This window comes from Deinococcus peraridilitoris DSM 19664 (assembly GCF_000317835.1).
In the GTDB taxonomy this organism is placed as follows: domain Bacteria; phylum Deinococcota; class Deinococci; order Deinococcales; family Deinococcaceae; genus Deinococcus_A; species Deinococcus_A peraridilitoris.
On the sequence record NC_019793.1, the window covers coordinates 723,076 to 740,367 of the forward strand.

Genomic DNA, 17,292 nt, shown 5'->3' on the forward strand with positions numbered 1-17,292 from the left:
TATGCCGCACGAAGCCACGAGGCAGCTCCTCTGGCGTGCCCTGAGTCAGGAGTTCGCTGCGTTTCAGGACGTCGCGCAAACATGCTCACCCGCAGCCTTTCACAGGCAACCGGACCAGGGACACAGCATTGCGTGGCATGTTCTGCACATCGTCGACTGGTCGCGCTGTGTGGTACAGCCCGGTTTGAACGGCGTGAATCCGGCTCTTCGCTACGCCTATTTGGGATTTGAGGACGCGGAGTTCACCAAAAGCGTCTTCGGCCCAAGCGTCGCCTGCATCACAGACCCTCAGGACGTCATCGTGAACGCACTGAATACCGTCAGTACCGACACCCTGCGTTTTATCGAAGAGGCGCCCGCCGAGCGCTTTTCTCCCCACGCCACGTGGCCCACCTTGACCAGACCCAGGGCAGTCATCGACGGCCTTCTCTACCACGTTCGCCATACCGCCTACCACCGCGGGCAGATGCAGTTCGCCCTCAAGCACTCCGGGAGTTTGTTGTGACCCAGACCGTTTCTTTGCGTGACCGCGCCGGTACCTTCGGCCTGACAACCGACGAGTACGATCTTCTCGTTTCGCAGATTGGCCGTGAACCCAACGCCCTGGAAGCCGCCATCGTGGGGGCCATGTGGAGCGAGCACTGCGGCTACAAGAATTCGCGCCCGCTCTTCTCGGTGTTTCCCACCACCGGCCCTCAGGTGCTGCAAGGGCCGGGCGAGAACGCCGGGGTCGTGGACATTGGCGACGGGTACGCGGTGGCCTTCAAGATGGAGTCGCACAACCACCCCAGCGCCGTGGAGCCCGTACAGGGCGCCGCGACCGGCGTGGGCGGTATTCTGCGTGACATCTTCGCGATGGGCGCGCGCCCCTTTGCGGTGCTCGATTCGCTGCGTTTCGGTGACCTGGATTCCCCGCGCACCCAGTTTCTGCTGCACGGCGTCGTGGAGGGGATCAGCCATTACGGCAACGCCATCGGCGTGCCCACCGTGGGCGGTGAGGTGACCTTTCACCCCAGCTACCAGGAAAACCCGCTGGTGAACGTCATGGCCCTGGGCCTCCTCAGGCACGAGGATCTCGCCAAGGGCACCATGGGCGCGGTAGGCAACCAGATCGTGTACGTCGGCAGCAAGACCGGCCGCGACGGCCTGGGCGGCGCGGTCTTCGCGAGCGCCGACCTCAGCGACGCCTCGGGCGCCGACCGGCCTGCCGTGCAGGTCGGTGACCCGTTCATGGAAAAGCTGCTGCTCGAAGCGACCCTGGCAGCCATTGAGGAAGGGCTGGTGGCGGGCGTGCAGGACATGGGCGCCGCCGGGCTGGTCTCGAGCACCTGCGAGATGGCTTACCGCGCGAATCTGGGCGTCGACATGGACCTGGGCGCCGTGCCCACCCGCGAGGAAGGCATGGTCCCCATGGAACTGTGCCTGTCCGAGTCGCAGGAGCGCATGGTGCTGGTGCCGGTGCCCGGCAAGGAGCAGGCACTCCTCGATCTGCTCGCCAAGTGGGAACTGGACGTCGTGGTGATCGGCGAGGTTCGTGAGCACCACAATTACCGCCTGTTCTGGCACGGCGAGGTCGTGTGCGACCTGCCGGTGAGCGTGCTGAACGAGGCGCCCAAGTACACCCGTGAAGGCGTCGAGAGCGAAGAGATTCGCGCCCGGCGCGAGATGGACCTCTCGGGCGTGCCGGTGCCGGAAAAACTGGACGAGGTGCTGCTGCAACTGCTGTCGCACCCGACCATTGCCAGCAAACGCCCGATCTTCGAGCGTTACGACCATCAGGTGATGACCAACACCGTCGTGCTGCCCGGCGCAGCAGACGCGGCCGTGCTGCGGGTCAAGGGCATTCGCAAGGGGGTGGCGGCCACCAGCGACTGCAATCCGCGCTTCGTGTACCTCGATCCCTACACGGGCGCGGCCGCTGCCGTCGCGGAAGCGGCGCGCAACCTGGCCTGCGTGGGCGCCACGCCGCTCGCGATCACCGACAACCTGAACTTCGGCAACCCGCACCGTCCCGAGGTGTACTACCAGCTGCAACGCGCCACCCAGGGCATCGCGGACGCCTGCCGGGCCCTGAACACCCCGGTGACGGGCGGCAACGTCAGCCTGTACAACCAGTACAACGAAGCCCAGCCGGACGGCACCACCCGCACGGTCGCCATTCACCCCACCCCGACGATCGGCATGGTCGGAGTGCTGCCCGACGTGGAGCTTCGCGCGACCATGGGCCTCAAGAGCGCCGACCACGCCCTGTACCTGCTGGGAGAGCTGAGCGGCGAACTGGGGGCCAGCCAGTACCTGGAGACCGTTCACGGTCTGGAGGCGGGTCAGGTGCCGGCCCTCGACCTGGAACGTGAACAGCGCGTGATCCAGGGCGTGCTGGCGCTGATTCGCGCGGGCCTCACGCGGACCGCGCACGACCTTGCCGAAGGCGGACTGGCCGTGGCCCTGGCCGAAATGGCCATCAGCGGTAACCTGGGCCTGCGCGTCACGCTCGACACCGACCTGCGGCCCGACGCGACCCTGTTCGGCGAAGCGCACTCGCGTCTGGTCGTGGCGATTGCGGCGGGCCAGCAGGAGCAGGCCGAGGCGCTGCTGCGCGAACTTGACGTGCCTTTTTCTCAGCTGGGAACCGTGGGTGGTAACGAGTTCGCCATTTCGCTGCCTCGTCAGGCCCTAGACTTGAGCGTGACCCTCAGCGCCCTCTCCGACGCCTTCGAACGCCCTCTGCGTGAGGTTTTGTCTTGATCTTCGACCCAGCCACCGACAAGCCTCAGGAAGAGTGCGGCGTCTTCGGGATTTACAGCCCGCAGCCGGCCGACATCGCCTGGCTGACCTATCTGGGGCTGTTCTCGCTGCAGCACCGCGGACAGGAAGCGGCCGGCATCTGTGTCAGCGACGGCGAGAGCTTTCTGGTCGAAAAGGACCTGGGGCTGGTCAGTCAGGTCTTCGACGAGACGCGCCTTGACAAGGTGCGGCTGGGCGGCGCACGGGTAGGCATCGGTCACGTGCGCTACAGCACCACTGGCAGCAACCTGCGCTTCAATTCGCAACCGCTGACGGTGCGCACCAACAAGGGCATTCTGGGCCTGGCGCACAACGGCAACTTTGTGAACGCCCGCGAGATGCGCCAGGAGATGCTCGACGACGGCGTGATCTTTCAGACGACCAACGACAGCGAGGTCATGCTCAACCGGGTGGCGCGTCTCGCGAGGCTCGATCTGATCGACGCCACCGCGCGGGCCATGCGCGAGCTGCAGGGCGGCTACGCGGTGGTGCTGATGAGCCGCACGCAGCTGCTGGGTTTCCGGGACCCCAACGGCGTGCGTCCCCTGTGCATCGGGCAGCGCGACGACGGCGCGTGGGTCTTTGCCTCGGAGCCCTGTGCCCTGTTCGCGGTGGGCGCCAAATTCGTACGTGACGTGCAGGGCGGCGAGCTGGTGTGGGCCGACCGCACCGGACTGCACAGCCTGCAGGTGCTCGAAGGCCACAAACCCACGCCCTGCGCCTTCGAGTGGATCTACTTCGCGCGCGCCGACAGCCAGGTCGACGGCACCGACGTGCACGAATCGCGCATCCGCATGGGCGAGCAGCTGGCGCGTGAGTACCCGGTCGAAGCGGACATCGTGGTACCGGTGCCGGATAGCGGCATCGGGGCGGCCATTGGCTACTCGCGTGAAAGCGGCATTCCCTTCGATTACGGCCTGTACAAGAATCCTTACGCCGGGCGCACCTTTATCGCGCCGACCCAGGAAGCGCGCGAACTGAAGGTCAAGCTCAAGCTCTCCCCCACCAGCGCGGTGCGCGGCAAGCGGGTGGTGCTGGTGGACGACTCGATCGTGCGCGGCACCACCAGCCGCCAGATCGTGAACCTGCTGCGTGAAGCGGGCGCCACCGAGGTACACTTCCGGGTGTCGAGCCCGCCCATCCAGCATCCCTGCTTTTATGGCATCGATACCGCCGCCCGTAAGGAACTGGTGGCCAGCACGCACAGCGTCGAGGAAATCCGCTCGCTGATCGGCGCGGACACCCTGTCCTTTATCAGCGAAGTCGGCTTGCGGCGCGCCATTGCGGGCCCAGGGCTGTGCATTGCCTGCTTCAACGGCGAGTACCCGGCCGGGGTGCCGCTGGAAAATGATGTGAACAAGCTCGCCCTCGAAGTCTGAGGCGCGGCCCGGATCAGCGTTCCCACCTGGGGACGCTTTTTTGTGGCCCGTTTATGGTGCCAGCAGGCTTACGGTTTTCACAAGCCTTCTGAGAGCCGCAGCTTATGCGGGTGGCCCAGCATGAAGACAGGGAGGATGACCATGAAACAGGGAATTCTGGGCCTGGCCACCGGGCTGCTGATCGGGCTGATCGCCCTGGTGCTGCTGTACAACTTTGCGCCCGCCCCCAGCGCGCAGGCTGAGGGCGGCAACCAGACCAACAGTGCCCCGGCGGGTGGCGCGAGTGGCGGTGAGAAGCGCGATCAGGGTGAGAACGGCGCCGTCGGCGGACAGGGCGAGGGAACGCCGAGCGGTGGCGAGAACGAGGACGACAAGGCCGAGGACCCCAATGGACGTGGCGCGGCCAGCGGGGCCGGAACCGACACGACCACCGGCGGTGAAGTCCGTAAGGACAACGGCGGCAACAACGTGAGCAGCGGCGGCGAGAGCAACGTCACCAACAATGAAGGCCTCGCGGACGACGAAACCGCCGACGACAATCAGGAAGAAGACAATCAGGAACAATCCCGCTGAACCTGAAGACCGCCAGGGGACTCGCCGATGGCAAGTCCCCTTTCACATACCTGCACCTTCCGCGCCTGGCCAGTCGAGCGTCAAAGCACTTCGACCTGCTGGGCGCGCATCAGCAGGTCGTCCTGCCGGAAACGCGTTTTCAGGGTTTTGCGATAATCTCGCCACCAGTCGCGGTCGAGCTCGCCGGTCATCACCTCGTATACCACCACGTCGTCACGCACCACCTGACCCTGCTCTTCGTCCTGCCAGAGGCCCAGGGCCGGCGCGCGTGAATACGCGGTCAGGCCTCCGAAGCGTGCGGTGAGCTCTTCGCGCAGGGTCCGGTAGTGCGCGCCCGGGAAAGGTCGATTTTCGTTGTCATACAGCGGCAGCAACAGCTGAACGAGGTACATGTGCGCAGGGTAGCGAAATACGCCCCGCGGGCGTGGGTGATAAAGAATCGCTCGCCGTCAGCTGAAAGCGCCTTAAGGCTGCGCACGCAGATTGCACGAATCATCGCCGCACACTGAGGGCGCCGAACAAAGGGACACCGGCAAAAGCTGACAGGAGGCTTGAACATGACGAAAATGACGAAAACTACGCTGACTGCTTTACTGCTGCTCCTCGCTCCGCTGCCCGCGCTCGCCCAGACGGACACGGGCACCACCGGAACGACCGGCACCACGGACACGACCGACACGGCCAATACTGGCACCACCAACACCGCAACCCAAAACGAAGACCGGGGCATGGACTGGGGCTGGCTGGGACTGCTGGGGCTGGCGGGGCTGGCCGGACTGCGCAAGCCCACGCCAACCGTCGTCGTGCCCGACAATACCGGCGCCCGTCGCTGAGGCGTTTCCTAGACGGCCCACCGGCTCTGCCCCGGTGGGTGTTCTCGTCTTCTGGCAACGGAGAGTCGTGGCTGCCTGATAGACTGAAGCATGATCATTCAGCCTAACGAGATCAGCGCGCACTCCTGTTCCACTGGTACCGAGGTCTTTACGGTGCTGCCAGGCGTGAGCGTTCGCCGCAACGACGAAATTCATCACGCGGGAAGGCGCTACTCGGTGCAGCGCGTGCAACGTGTCATGACCAACGGTTCGACGGTCGTCTGCGCGAATTACGCAGGCAAACTCTGAATCAACGCTCCGCAGTCAGTTCAGGGCGCTGATCGGTTGACTTGATTGGCCTGGGAGAGCCCGGGTTTGAACGATTAGGGAGGCCGGCCGCGGAAATCATTTCCGCGGCCGGCCTCCCTGGACTGGTTTACTTCACCTGATTTACTTCACGAACAGCATCTGGCGGTAGCTGGGCAGCGGCCAGTGCTGCTCACTGACGATGCGCTCCAGCTTGTCGGCGGCCTGGCGCACGGCCTGCATGGCGGGCAGCACGTGGTCGCGCATGTGGTGCGCCTTTTGGTGCACTTCCTCGCCGCCGAGCGCGGCGTTGTGCTCGCGCAGGATCTGCAGGGCGTCGTACAGGTCGTCGACCACCCGTGTCACTTCATCGGTCGTCCCTTCGACGGCCCGGCTCTTGACGCCCACGGCCGACAGGTCCTTGAGGTAACTGAGGGCGGCGGGCAGAATCTGAGTCTGCGCGATGTACTCGGTGGTCTCGCCCTCGATGTTCACCGTCTTGAAGTAGATGTCATACATGATTTCCTGGCGGGCCTCGACTTCACGCTGGGAAAGCACGTTGAACTTCTCGAAGAGTGCCACGTTCTTGTCGCTGCCCAACTGCTCGATGGCGTCGAGGGCCGTGCGCAGATTCAGCAGGCCACGCCGCTCGGCTTCCTGGTGCCAGGCTTCGCTGTAGCCGTCACCGTCGAACACGATGCGCTTGTGCTGGACATAGGTTTCCCGGATCAGCTCCGCGAGGGCCGCGTCGAATTCCTGGCTGGCAGCGAGCTTCGCCTGCAGTTGCTCGGTCAGCGTCGACACTGCGTCGGCCACGATGGTGTTGAGGACCGTGATGGGCATGCTGATCGACTGCGAGGAACCGGCGGCGCGGAATTCGAACTTGTTGCCGGTGAAAGCGAATGGGCTGGTGCGGTTGCGATCGCCCGCGTGACGGGGCAGCGGCGGCAGCACCGAGACGCCCAGCCCCAACACGCCCGCTTCGGCGCCGCGTCCACCCTGGCCGCTCTCCAGGCGGTTGAAGATGTCGGTCAGTTCTTCGCCCAGGAAGATGCTGATAATGGCGGGCGGCGCTTCGTTGGCGCCCAGGCGGTGGTCGTTGCTGGCGCTCGCTACGCTGACGCGCAGCAGGTCCTGATGCAGATCGACGGCCTTGATCACCGCGGCGCAGAAGAACAAAAACTGCACGTTCTCGTGCGGGGTATCGCCGGGCTCGAGCAGGTTGAGGCCGATGTCGGTGCCCATGCTCCAGTTGCAGTGCTTGCCGCTGCCGTTGACGCCCGCGAAGGGTTTTTCGTGCAGCAGGCACACCAGGCCGTACTTGCGTGCGGTGTTGCGCAGAATCTGCATGACGAGCTGCTGGTGGTCAGCGGCGACATTGCTGTGCTCGAAAATCGGAGCGATCTCGAACTGACCGGGGGCCACTTCGTTGTGGCGGGTCTTGACCGGAATGCCCAGAGCGTACATCTGCATCTCGGCGTCGGTCATAAAGGACAGCACACGGTCAGGAATCGCGCCGAAGTAATGGTCCTCGAGTTCCTGGCCCTTGGGCGGCTGGGCGCCGAACAGGGTACGGCCGCTCATCACGAGATCAGGGCGGCGGTAGTAGTACTCCTCGGCAATCAGGAAATACTCCTGCTCGGCCCCCAGCGTGCTGACCACCCGGCGCGACTCGGTGTGACCGAACAGGTCGAGCGCCTTCAGGACCGACTTGTTGAGCGCCTCGACCGAGCGCAGCAAGGGGGTCTTGAGGTCGAGCGCCTCACCGGTCCAGCTGGCAAAGGCCGTGGGGATGCACAAGGTGGCACCGTTGGCGTGACGCATGATGAACGCCGGGCTGGAAGGGTCCCAGGCGGTGTAGCCGCGCGCTTCGAAGGTGGCGCGCAGCCCCCCCGAGGGAAAGCTGCTGGCGTCAGGCTCGGCCTGGATCAGCTCTTTACCGCCGAATTGCGCGATCGCCGAACCCTCGCTGGTGGGTGACAGGAAGCTGTCGTGTTTCTCGGCCGTATAACCGGTCAGCGGCTGAAACCAGTGGGTGTAGTGCGTGGCGCCCTTTTCCATGGCCCAGGTCTTCATGGCGAGCGCAACGGTGTCCGCAATGGCCGGATCGAGCGTCGCTCCGCCTTCGATGGTGGACTGCAGCGACCGGAAGACGGGTTTGCTCAGGCGGTGGCGCAATTCGTCGAGCGTCAGGACATCCGACGCAAACAGCTCACCGACGACTGCAGCGGGAGTGGCTGGCGTGACACTGTCCAGGCGCCAGTTGCGCGCGGCCGAAACGACATCAAAGTCATGGTTCATCGTGGCTCCGTTGTGAGGTGCCGAGTGACATGCCGTCCACTTTCTTCGCGACAAAATGCAAAAAATGCCGGGTCGTTCGTAGGATTCGCCATGATTTTCGGTCATCCTCCTCGCATCTCAGGATACAACGTTACACCCGTCACTCTGCAAGCGCCGGAAGAGGATGGTGTCTGAGCGGTATAGACGGCATACGGTTGCAGTGATCAAAAAAGAACTCCTGGCCTGGGCCAGGAGTTCTTTGACAGGTTGCAAGCAGGCTTAGCGGCGGTTGTTCTTGTCGCCCTTCTGGTTGCCGGTCGTCTGGTTGCCCATCCGGCCGGTCATGTTGGAGGGCGTGGCCGGCGCGCCCTGAGACTGTTGCGCCTGGTCCTGAGGACCCTTCGGCTGAGCTCCGGTCATGCCCGACTGGCGGCTGGCGGGATCCACTGGAGGCACGCCCGCCTGCTGAGGGCTCTGTCCCGCCGGTGCGCTTCCCTGCCCACCCTGCTGGGCCTGATCCTGCGCGTTGTTCTTGAGGTCCTGGGCCTTGTCCTGAACGTTGCTGACGGCTTTCTGCGCGGCCTGCTGGGTTTCGGACAGGGCGTTCTTCACTGCCGGGCCGGGGTTTTCTCCACGCTGCACACTTTGCAGGCCCTCACGCGCGGCCTCACCGGCGTTCTGCAGGTTCTCAGCGGCGTTCGGGCTGAGCTTGCGCAGGTAGCCCATCGCGCGCTCAAGCAGGGCCGGATTGCGGTAGAGGTAGTATCCGGCGCCGCCCAACAGCAGCAGCTTCCAGGGAAAGCCGCCACCTTCCTTCATGCGCACGTCCACTTTGAGGTTCGACAGCTGCTTGCCGAGGTCTTCGAGCACTTCTTCGTGACGCTGGGCGCTTTGCTTGAGCAGCTGCTCGTAGTTCTTCTGCTGCATCTCGAAGCTCTTCTGCTGACGCTCGAGCTGCTTGTCGAGCTGGCGGTCGAGCTGCTTTTCGAGTTCCTGGACTTCCTGCTTCACGAAGGAGCGCACCTCGGCCGTGCGGGGTACTTCGCGGGCGGCGCGGCGGGCCTCCTGAGCAGCTTCACGGGCGGCATTTTTGATTTTGTCACTCATATGGTCCTCGCTTTGGGTGTTGAGCAGCTTCGGCATGGCAGGCAGAGGAAATTCCATGGCCCTCGGGCGCGCCGAAGTCGTCTCGACGCTCGACGACACCGCTTCGGGCAGTTTGGCCACCGTCTTGACGGCGCCCTGGGTGACATTTTTGGCCACCTCGCCCAGGGCGCTGCCCGATTCCGCGGCGCGGCTGATCACGGCCGAACCGGCTCCACTGAGCGAGCGGCCCAGGTTGGACACGTGCTGCGCCAGCGCGTGCTGCGGGGTCGCTTCGTGCTCCTGGCGGCGGCCCAGCGCGTAAGCCAGCCCGGCCAGCACCGAGGCACCCAGCGGGTAAAGAATCTTGCTGCGGTTGTTCTCCGGCTGCGTCCGTACTTCCTTGATCACCGTGGTCTGCTCGTCAGCGGCGTACAAGGGGCGAACCTGATCGTTGGTGCGTTCGGTCATATATACCTCCGGGTGGGTGTCCGTACGTTGAGCGGCTGGGGATGTGGTCGTTCGGGGCGCCGAAGCTGCGGTATCCTCCGCTGTCCGCACGCGCAGGTCACCGTTCTCACGCACGTCAAGCACCTCGCGCCCAACCTGCTCGGTAAAGGTCTGCTGCTCGGTGACCGAACGCTTGCTCAGCTCGATCTCCTCGGCCACAAAGGCCTGCTTGCGCACCTGCAGCCGCTCGGCTTCGAGGTCCAGCTGAATGCGCTGCGAGCCGAGTTCGGCGGGCGCGCCCGTGACTGGCTGGTTTACGGTGTGCCGCGTGATTTCCACTTCTTCGTGGCGCACGGGCACTTCCAGCGTCTCGGTGCGGGTCTCGACGTGCTTGCCGATCTCGACCGAGCCTGCCCGCTGACGCTCCTTGTGCACGATCAGACGCTCCTGCAGAAGTTGCAGTCGCTGCGGTACGTTCGAGTCACCCCCAACAGTCGCCGCATAACCCGCCGCACCGGTGCGGTGGGTGTCGCTGCCGAGACTGCCTTCGTCTTGCGACGTGACCGCCGGGCGTGGAACCTGGGGCGCCGCGTCCTCGACCCAGAGCGGTTCGTCGTCCTGAAATTCGGGCATGTCACGAAGCTGCTCTTTGGTCAGGCTGTCGAAATGAATTCCGCCTTCCTCGATGCGCGCGAGGTTCACCGGAACCACAACCAGCTTGTTCGTGAACCAGCTGCCCACTTTCAGGACCAGAAAGCGGATCTGGCCGCTGCCTGGCTCGACCATGGCGTCGTCTACCTTGCCGAGCGTCTCGCCCTGCCCGCCGTAGGCTTCAGCACCCAGCGGATTGTAGACCGTGTCCTGCAGGATGTCGTTGTGCTCACGAATCAGGGTTGAAAGCCGTTCGAGCTGTGGCACGCACCCTCCTTTCTTTGGCGCTCCTCGGAGGAGGCCCGCCTCGTTGCGGCATTGCGTCTCCGGCCAAGCGGCTGGAATGTAGTTATTGTTTCGCCCTGGTTCTACGAAGTTCCTGTGAGGCAGGCAAAAAATCTTCAGAATCTCCCTTTCGGTTGAGGCTTGCTGAAGACGCTCTCAAGAGCGCCGTCTCACGTCACGGTGCGCGAGGCGGCGGTGGGTCCAGACGCCAGGACAGCAGCCAGGCCAGCGAAACCAGCAGCAGGCCCAGCAGAAACGCCCGGCGCAGTCCCTCGGCCAGATCGGCGCCCAGCGTCGTGAGCCCTGGGCCGATCAGCAAGCCCATCAGCGCCACGCCCAGTGCGCCGCCCATGGTCCGGGAGAACAAAATGGCCGAGGTGACCGCGCCCAGTTCGGCGCGCGGACTGGCCTGCTGCACCGCGATCAGCAGGCTGAACATGCTGAGCCCCATCCCGCTGCCTGCCAGAAAGCCGGCGGCGGCCATGGTCCACAAGGGCGCGGACACCAGCAGCGCGAACGCTGCGAATGCCACCACCAACAGCATGAAACCCAGCTTGACCAGGCGCTGCACGCCGAAGCGGACCATCACGCGCGAAGCGATGATGCTGGTGATGGTCCAGCCCACCAGCATCGGCGTGAGCAGCACGCCCGCCTCGGTCGCGCCCCGGCCCGTCACGCCCTGAGCGTACAGCGGCAGGTAAGCGATGGTGCCGAAGTACGCCGCGCCCGCCAGCAGGTTTCCCAGCAGCCCAACACGTGGCAGCCGCTGACGCAGGCTGGCCACCGGCAGCAGCGGCGCCGGATGGCGTGCCTCGGCCCACGCCGCGAGTGCCAGGCAGATTCCGCCCAAGGCGCACCACGTCCAGGCCTCAAGCTGCAGGCCCCAGATCAGGGCGCCGCTGCCCAGCGTGAACAGCGAGGCGCCGAGCAGGTCAAGCCGCACCGGGCGCACCTCGACCTGCTCGCGCAAAAAGCGCCATACCAGCAGGGCAGCCGGCAGGCCAAACGGAAGATTGAGGTAAAACACCAGCCGCCAGGACGCGTGATCAGCAATCAGACCGCCCACCAGCGGGCCCAGCAGACCCGAAAGTCCCCACACCCCGCTGATGAATCCCTGCACCTTGCCACGCGTCTCCAGGGTGTACAACTCACCGACCACGGTCAGGGTCAGTGGCAGCACCGCGCCCGCCCCGAGTCCCTGCAAAGCGCGCGCCGCGACCAGAAAAGGCATCGATTGGGCCGCGCCTGCCAGACCCGACCCCAGCAAAAAGAGCGCCACCCCCGTCAGGTAGAGGCGTCGGCGTCCCAGGAAGTCGCTGGCACGTCCCCATAGCGGGCTGCTGATGGTGCTGGTGAGCAGGTAAAGCGCAAACGGCAACGCATAGAGCCGCTCGCCGCCCAGATCCCGGATGACGCTGGGCATGGCCGTCGCCACCACGGTACTTTCGAGCGCCGCCAGAAAGACCCCCAGAATCAGGCCGACGGTCGCCAAACGTTTGTGCGCGTCAGGAAGCGCGGATGCAGTGGCCATGACGGCACATCATACGCCTGGCTTCCGGCGAGCGCAGAATCCGCCGGACACAGATCTTGACCGTTCCTTGAGCAGGCCTCTACCAGCTCACCCGAAGGAGACCTCGTCGGTGGACGCCCACGCGAAAAGTGGAGTTAGCGATGCACGTAGCCGTTCTTGCCACTCCTCTACAGGAAGAACCGCTTCCGTCGTGGGCAAGTCGCGAAGCACCTGTTTTGCGGCCGTCTCGAAGATCAATGTCAGGTCCGTTTCCACCGATCTCAAGCGGGCCGCACGGGCCTCAAGGGTCGCTTCCGGCGTCATGCCCGCCCACGCCCGGGCGGGAGCAGCGAGGTGCGCGGCCAGCACACGGGTGTGCAGATGATCGAACGCTTCTTGCACGATCCGCACCCGTTCGCGTGGAGGTGAGCGGTGCAAGCGTGTCGCCACCAGGCCGATCCAGTCGCGCGCCACCGCTTCAAGTGCGATGGACGCCGCCGCCCCAATCGAGTCTTCTGCCGCCTGCGCGGCTTCACAGGGAGCAGCAGCACTGGCGGAGTTGCCCAACGAGAACACGTCGTGGCGCGGGCCCGTCCACAGTTCCAGAGTCGAAAAGTGCAGCTCGAGCGGCTCCACGCGTTCGTAGGGATGGGCCTGGCCGGGCGCAATGAAAGCCACGGTGATGTGGGGCGTGAAACCGTGCCGATATTCGGCTTCCAGGCCCGCATCCTGCGCCAGATCACACAGCAGCGACTCGCGGAGGGCGGACAGCTCGGGGGCGTCCACGCTGACATAAGCGACGTCGTTGCCTTGTGAAACGCTGAAGCGTCCGACCCCCGTGACACGCGCCCGCAGTGCGGACGTCCGGGCGGCGAAGGTACGCAGTGTTTCACGCACGGCTTCCAGGCGTCCTTCTCCCAATTCGTGCGCGGAACCCAGCGACACGAGCGTCAGGTGCAACTGCTCACCGGAGACACCCCCTGGCACTTCGAGTGCACGGGCGATTTCAGGTGGCACGCCCAGCACGATGATCACGCCATGAGCCGCTCGGTCGGCGGGAATACCCTGCCACGCACCGGGCATTGGCTTTTCGCGCAGCACGTTCACGACCGCCCCAGGGTCGCTGATACACGGCCGGGCTCACTGCACCCAGGTCGTGCGCCTGGATACCTACAGAAACTCAGCCGCATGTCTCAGGATAGTTCTGCTGCCTGAAGTGCTGTCCCAAAAAGGCTAAAGACAGATCAGAGCGCCCGGCAGGCGAGGTTAAGGCTTTGGCCAGCAAGCCTTAAAATTGGGCGCTTCGGCTCAAACGCTTTTCAGCTGCTGTTTTCAGACTGTGGCGGGAGAACGCCATGTTGAACAAAACCGAGCGCGACGGCCTCGTCATTCACACCTCCGACGACCCTCGTCACCTCACCCGGGCGGTGGTCGAAGGCCCGCAAGGCTGCTTTTTGGTCGAAACCGTCGAGGAAACCTATACCGAAACCGAGGGCGCTGCCTACAATCCCGAGGACTTCTTGAACACCGTCCTTGACTTTTACCGTCAGGGACGCACGCGGTCAGTTCAGAGCCCTCAGGAGGCCTTCTCGGGCTGAAAGTCCGTCAGACGGCCGCGACCTGTTGCTCCAGGTGCGCGCTCAGGACGGCCAGCGACAGCGGACGCGAGAAGAGAAAGCCCTGAACGAATTCGCACTGGCTGGCGCGCAGTACCTCAAGTTGTGCCGAGGTCTCGACGCCTTCGGCGACCACCGTCATGCCCAGGTTGTGCGCCATCATGATGATGGTGCGAACAAGCTCGGCGCTTTCGGGGCGCTCCATCATCTGGATGATGAAAGCCCGGTCGATTTTCAGGGTGTTCGCGGCGAACTGCTGCAGGTAGCTTAAGCTGGAGTACCCGCTGCCGAAGTCGTCAATGTGAATCTGGACCCCGAGGTCCTTGAGGCCCTGAATATTGCTGTTCACCAGATCGGAGCGCTGCATCAGCAGCGACTCGGTGATTTCGATCATCAATCGTGGGGCCGGGAAGTCACTGGCGTGCAGGACCAGTTCAATGGTTTCCAGGAAATCGGTGCGTGCGAACTGCTGCGTGCTCATGTTGACGCTGAGGGTAAAATCGCTGGCCTGACCAAAGCGGGCCTGCAGATCCTGCATGGCCCTACAGGCCTCGAACAAAACCCAGCGGTCGAGCTCGATGATCAGCCCGGTTTCCTCGGCCAGCGGAATGAATTCCGCTGGGCTGATCATGCTGCCGTCAGGTTGCGGCCAGCGCGCGAGGGCCTCCAGGCCGTGGATGGTGCCACTCCGGGCGTCCACGATCGGCTGGTAATAGACGTCGAGTTCGTCGTGCAAGAGGGCCCGGCGCAGATCGTTTTCCATGCGCATCTGCTTGACGGTGCTTTCGCGCATGCTGAGGTCGAACTGCACAAATCGACCACGGCCTTCACTCTTGGCGCGGTACATGGCAATGTCGGCGTCGCGCATCACGTCGTCCACGTTGGTGTAGCCTTCACCGCTCACGATGCCGACGCTGGCACCGATGTACAGGGCGTGGGGGCCTACGTAGAACGGTGTTCCGAAAGCGCGCAACAGGCGCTCGGTGATGTGCAGCACCGCGTCGAGGTTGTCGAGATCCTCGAGCAGGACGGTGAACTCGTCGCCGCCCAACCGGGCCACCAGATCCGAGGGGCGGACCAGTGCCTGCAACCGCTTGGACACACCGATCAGCAGCTCGTCTCCGACCGAGTGCCCCAGGGTGTCGTTGATGACCTTGAAGCGGTCACAATCCAAAAACAGCACCGCGAACTTGCGTGGATCATCCGGTATGGCCTGCTGGACCGCCTGTTCCAGCCTTTTGGTGAAGAGCGCCCGGTTGGCGAGGCCGGTCAGCGAGTCGTGCAGTGAGTCGTGTTCCAGCTGCACGTTCAGCGCATGCAGCGCCTGCGTGCGCTCGCTGACCCGCTGTTCGAGGTCCGCGTGCTCCTCCGAGAGCCGCAGTTCCTGACGCTTGCGCTCGGTGATGTCACGGCGGATCGACAGCCAGAACTCGATCTGGTCGTGCTCACCTCGCACCGGACTCAAGTTGACCTCGACCCAGTGTTCGCTGCCGTCCTTGCGGTACGTCAGAATTTCGGTACGGACCGCTTCGCCTCGGGCGAGGGCCTGATCGAGCCGTTCCAGAACCTCGCTGCCCGTCTGCTCGCCATACAGCAGCTCGGGTGAGCGGCCCAGAACCTCTTCGGCCTCGTAGCCGGTCAGCTTCGTGAAGGCCTCGTTGACATAGTGAATTTCAGGGACGTGAGGGCAGTCGGGGTTGGCCTTCATGACCATCACCGCGTCACTCGCCTTGGCCACGATGGTTTCCAGCAGGTGCAGCTTTCCGGAAGCTTCTCGGCGCGCACGCTCCCGAATACGGTAGCCCAGCTGCTCGACGGCGAGCCGTGCCAGATCCTGCAAGGCCGCGAGCAGCGCCGGGCTCACCTCCTGGCGGGGTGTGGTGTCGAGCACGCAGAGACTTCCCAATGCGCACCCATCGGGCGTAATCAGGGGTACCCCGGCATAGAAGCGGACACCGTGCTGTGTGACAAAGGTGTTGTGCACGAAGTCCGGAGCGCGCGTGGCGTCCAGCACCACCAGTGGCTCACCCGACAGGATGGTATGAGCACAGAAGGCGTCCTCCCGTGGTCCTTCACGGAAATCCAGCCCTTGGCAGGACTTGAACCATTGACGGTCCTGATCAACGAGGGAAAGCAGCGCTATGGGTGTTGCAAAGAGCTGCTGAGCGACGCGCGTGAACTGATCGAAAACCGCCGTGTCGGAGGGATCTGACAGGTCATACCACGCGAGCGCCTGCAGGCGCTGAGCTTCAGTGGTGGGCAGGAGTGGGCGCATGAGTCCTTTGGGGTGAGGGTTAAGCTGAAATGGAAGTCCTGTATTCACTTTACGAAGGGTTTCCTCACGAATTTCTTACAGACACACCGTCTTCGTTGTTCAGCTCACCTGAACACCGGTATGGGCAGTGGGCGCAGTTGTTTACAACACACCCGACTTCACGGTCTGCTTTTTGATATCAAGCCCGTATGGTCGACTTGACGAACAAGGTCATTCTCATCACCGGCGCTTCGCGAGGCATCGGCTCGGAAATCGCGCGCGCCCTTGGTTCAGCCGGCGCGAGCGTGATTCTGCATCACGGGCGTGGTGCTGCCGAAGCGGAAGCGCTCGCTCGGGAAATCGGTGCGGAGCGTGCCCACACGGTCGGAGCTGACCTCTCGCGTCCTGGTGCCGCTCAGACGCTCTTTCACGATGCGCTGGCCTGGCAGGGACGCGTCGACGTGCTGGTCAACAATGCCGGCATCGCGCCGACCGCCACCATCGACGATCCTTTCGAACACTGGTCGGCCACCTGGGCGCAGACTTTGCAGGTGAACCTCGTCGCGCTGGCCGATCTCTGCCGTGAAGCCACGCTGCACTACCGCACGCGCGGCGGCGGCACCATCATCAACATTGCCAGCCGCGCCGCGTTTCGGGGTGACAATCCCGACGCGATGCACTACGCCGCCTCCAAAGGCGCCGTGGTGGCCCTCACCCGCTCGATCGCGCGGGGGTATGCCCGGGAGGGAGTGCTGGCCTACGCCGTCGCGCCCGGCTGGGTGCGCACCGAGATGGCCGAAGCCTACCTGCGCGAACATGCCGCCGACATCGCCCGCGACATTCCGCTCGGCGACGTGGCACCGCCGCAGGAAGTGGGCAACGTCGTGGCCTTTCTGGCCTCGGGGCTGGCGCGGCACATGACGGGCGCGACGCTCGACATCAACGGCGCTTCGTACGTCCGCTGAGGTGTGCCAGCGCCAGTGCCCAATGTGAACGTGCCCAACGTGAACGTCCGGGTCGGCGCTTCATCATCCGGTGAAGCCGCCCGGCTGCCTACACTGCGCTCAGGAGGCACGACGTGAGCGATTCCCACGAGCATGACCCCGCAGCAGACGAACAGCAACCAAGCGGCACGGGAGGCTTCACCGGCAAGCATGCCCGCGACTGGACACCCCAACGTTCCGAGCAGGCCAGCAGGGAAATGGCCGAACTGGAGTTCACGCCCGGCGAAGACGCCGTGACCGAGCACGCCGACAAAACGCATCCGCCGGAAGGCAAACCGTCTAAACCCGCCTGATTCTGTTCGTGC

General features: G+C 64.4%; 15 protein-coding genes. 9 read left to right on the plus strand and 6 right to left on the minus strand.

The window, feature by feature from the left end:
* The first annotated feature begins 1 nt into the window (after position 1).
* From DEIPE_RS03505 to DEIPE_RS03520, 4 genes are all read left to right on the plus strand, one after another.
* Entirely contained in the window at positions 2 to 505 is a 504-nt protein-coding gene (locus tag DEIPE_RS03505; protein WP_015234605.1) for a DinB family protein, read from the plus strand.
* Positions 502 to 2,745, plus strand: a complete 2,244-nt coding sequence (purL, locus tag DEIPE_RS03510) for a phosphoribosylformylglycinamidine synthase subunit PurL (RefSeq protein ID WP_015234606.1) — start codon at positions 502 to 504, stop codon at positions 2,743 to 2,745. The genes DEIPE_RS03505 and purL overlap by 4 nt, the downstream gene beginning before the upstream one ends.
* Entirely contained in the window at positions 2,742 to 4,163 is a 1,422-nt protein-coding gene (purF, locus tag DEIPE_RS03515; protein WP_015234607.1) for an amidophosphoribosyltransferase, read from the plus strand. Before purL ends, purF begins: the two co-directional genes overlap by 4 nt.
* Before the next feature lie 141 nt (positions 4,164 to 4,304).
* Positions 4,305 to 4,736, plus strand: a complete 432-nt coding sequence (locus DEIPE_RS03520) for a hypothetical protein (protein ID WP_015234608.1) — start codon at positions 4,305 to 4,307, stop codon at positions 4,734 to 4,736.
* Positions 4,737 to 4,816: 80 nt separating this feature from the next.
* On the opposite strand, the gene DEIPE_RS03525 is transcribed toward DEIPE_RS03520, so the two are convergent.
* Entirely contained in the window at positions 4,817 to 5,128 is a 312-nt protein-coding gene (locus tag DEIPE_RS03525) for a hypothetical protein (protein WP_015234609.1), read from the minus strand.
* Between the two features lie 165 nt (positions 5,129 to 5,293).
* Between DEIPE_RS03525 and DEIPE_RS03530 the strand changes: the two genes are divergently transcribed.
* Positions 5,294 to 5,569 (plus strand): WGxxGxxG family protein, encoded by a 276-nt coding sequence (locus DEIPE_RS03530; protein WP_015234610.1) that lies wholly within the window; start codon positions 5,294 to 5,296, stop codon positions 5,567 to 5,569.
* Positions 5,570 to 5,659: 90 nt separating this feature from the next.
* Positions 5,660 to 5,857 carry a hypothetical protein gene (locus tag DEIPE_RS03535; RefSeq protein WP_015234611.1) on the plus strand — a complete coding sequence of 66 codons (198 nt, stop codon included), beginning with the start codon at positions 5,660 to 5,662 and terminating at the stop codon, positions 5,855 to 5,857.
* A gap of 141 nt (positions 5,858 to 5,998) precedes the next feature.
* Here the strand turns inward: DEIPE_RS03535 and DEIPE_RS03540 are convergent, their stop codons facing one another.
* From DEIPE_RS03540 to DEIPE_RS03555, 4 genes are all read right to left on the minus strand, one after another.
* The gene (locus DEIPE_RS03540; RefSeq protein WP_015234612.1) at positions 5,999 to 8,155 is read right to left on the minus strand and encodes a glutamine synthetase III family protein; all 2,157 of its coding nucleotides are present in this window, start codon (positions 8,153 to 8,155) and stop codon (positions 5,999 to 6,001) included.
* A 258-nt stretch (positions 8,156 to 8,413) separates the two neighbouring features.
* Positions 8,414 to 10,585, minus strand: a complete 2,172-nt coding sequence (locus DEIPE_RS21960) for a PRC and DUF2382 domain-containing protein (RefSeq protein ID WP_015234613.1) — start codon at positions 10,583 to 10,585, stop codon at positions 8,414 to 8,416.
* Between the two features lie 193 nt (positions 10,586 to 10,778).
* Positions 10,779 to 12,134 (minus strand): MDR family MFS transporter, encoded by a 1,356-nt coding sequence (locus DEIPE_RS03550; RefSeq protein ID WP_015234614.1) that lies wholly within the window; start codon positions 12,132 to 12,134, stop codon positions 10,779 to 10,781.
* An 87-nt stretch (positions 12,135 to 12,221) separates the two neighbouring features.
* Complete coding sequence (locus tag DEIPE_RS03555) at positions 12,222 to 13,220, minus strand: 2'-5' RNA ligase family protein (RefSeq protein ID WP_041230679.1); 999 nt, start codon at positions 13,218 to 13,220, stop codon at positions 12,222 to 12,224.
* Positions 13,221 to 13,468: 248 nt separating this feature from the next.
* Here DEIPE_RS03555 and DEIPE_RS03560 point away from each other — a divergent pair, with 248 nt between their 5' ends.
* A complete protein-coding gene (locus tag DEIPE_RS03560) occupies positions 13,469 to 13,711 on the plus strand; it encodes a hypothetical protein (RefSeq protein ID WP_015234616.1) in 243 nt (80 codons plus the stop codon).
* A gap of 7 nt (positions 13,712 to 13,718) precedes the next feature.
* On the opposite strand, the gene DEIPE_RS03565 is transcribed toward DEIPE_RS03560, so the two are convergent.
* Positions 13,719 to 16,004 carry a sensor domain-containing phosphodiesterase gene (locus tag DEIPE_RS03565; RefSeq protein ID WP_015234617.1) on the minus strand — a complete coding sequence of 762 codons (2,286 nt, stop codon included), beginning with the start codon at positions 16,002 to 16,004 and terminating at the stop codon, positions 13,719 to 13,721.
* 188 nt (positions 16,005 to 16,192) lie between these two features.
* Between DEIPE_RS03565 and DEIPE_RS03570 the strand changes: the two genes are divergently transcribed.
* Both DEIPE_RS03570 and DEIPE_RS03575 read left to right on the plus strand, forming a co-directional pair.
* Complete coding sequence (locus DEIPE_RS03570; protein ID WP_015234618.1) at positions 16,193 to 16,948, plus strand: SDR family NAD(P)-dependent oxidoreductase; 756 nt, start codon at positions 16,193 to 16,195, stop codon at positions 16,946 to 16,948.
* 113 nt (positions 16,949 to 17,061) lie between these two features.
* Positions 17,062 to 17,280 (plus strand): hypothetical protein, encoded by a 219-nt coding sequence (locus DEIPE_RS03575; protein ID WP_015234619.1) that lies wholly within the window; start codon positions 17,062 to 17,064, stop codon positions 17,278 to 17,280.
* The last annotated feature ends 12 nt before the right edge of the window (positions 17,281 to 17,292 follow it).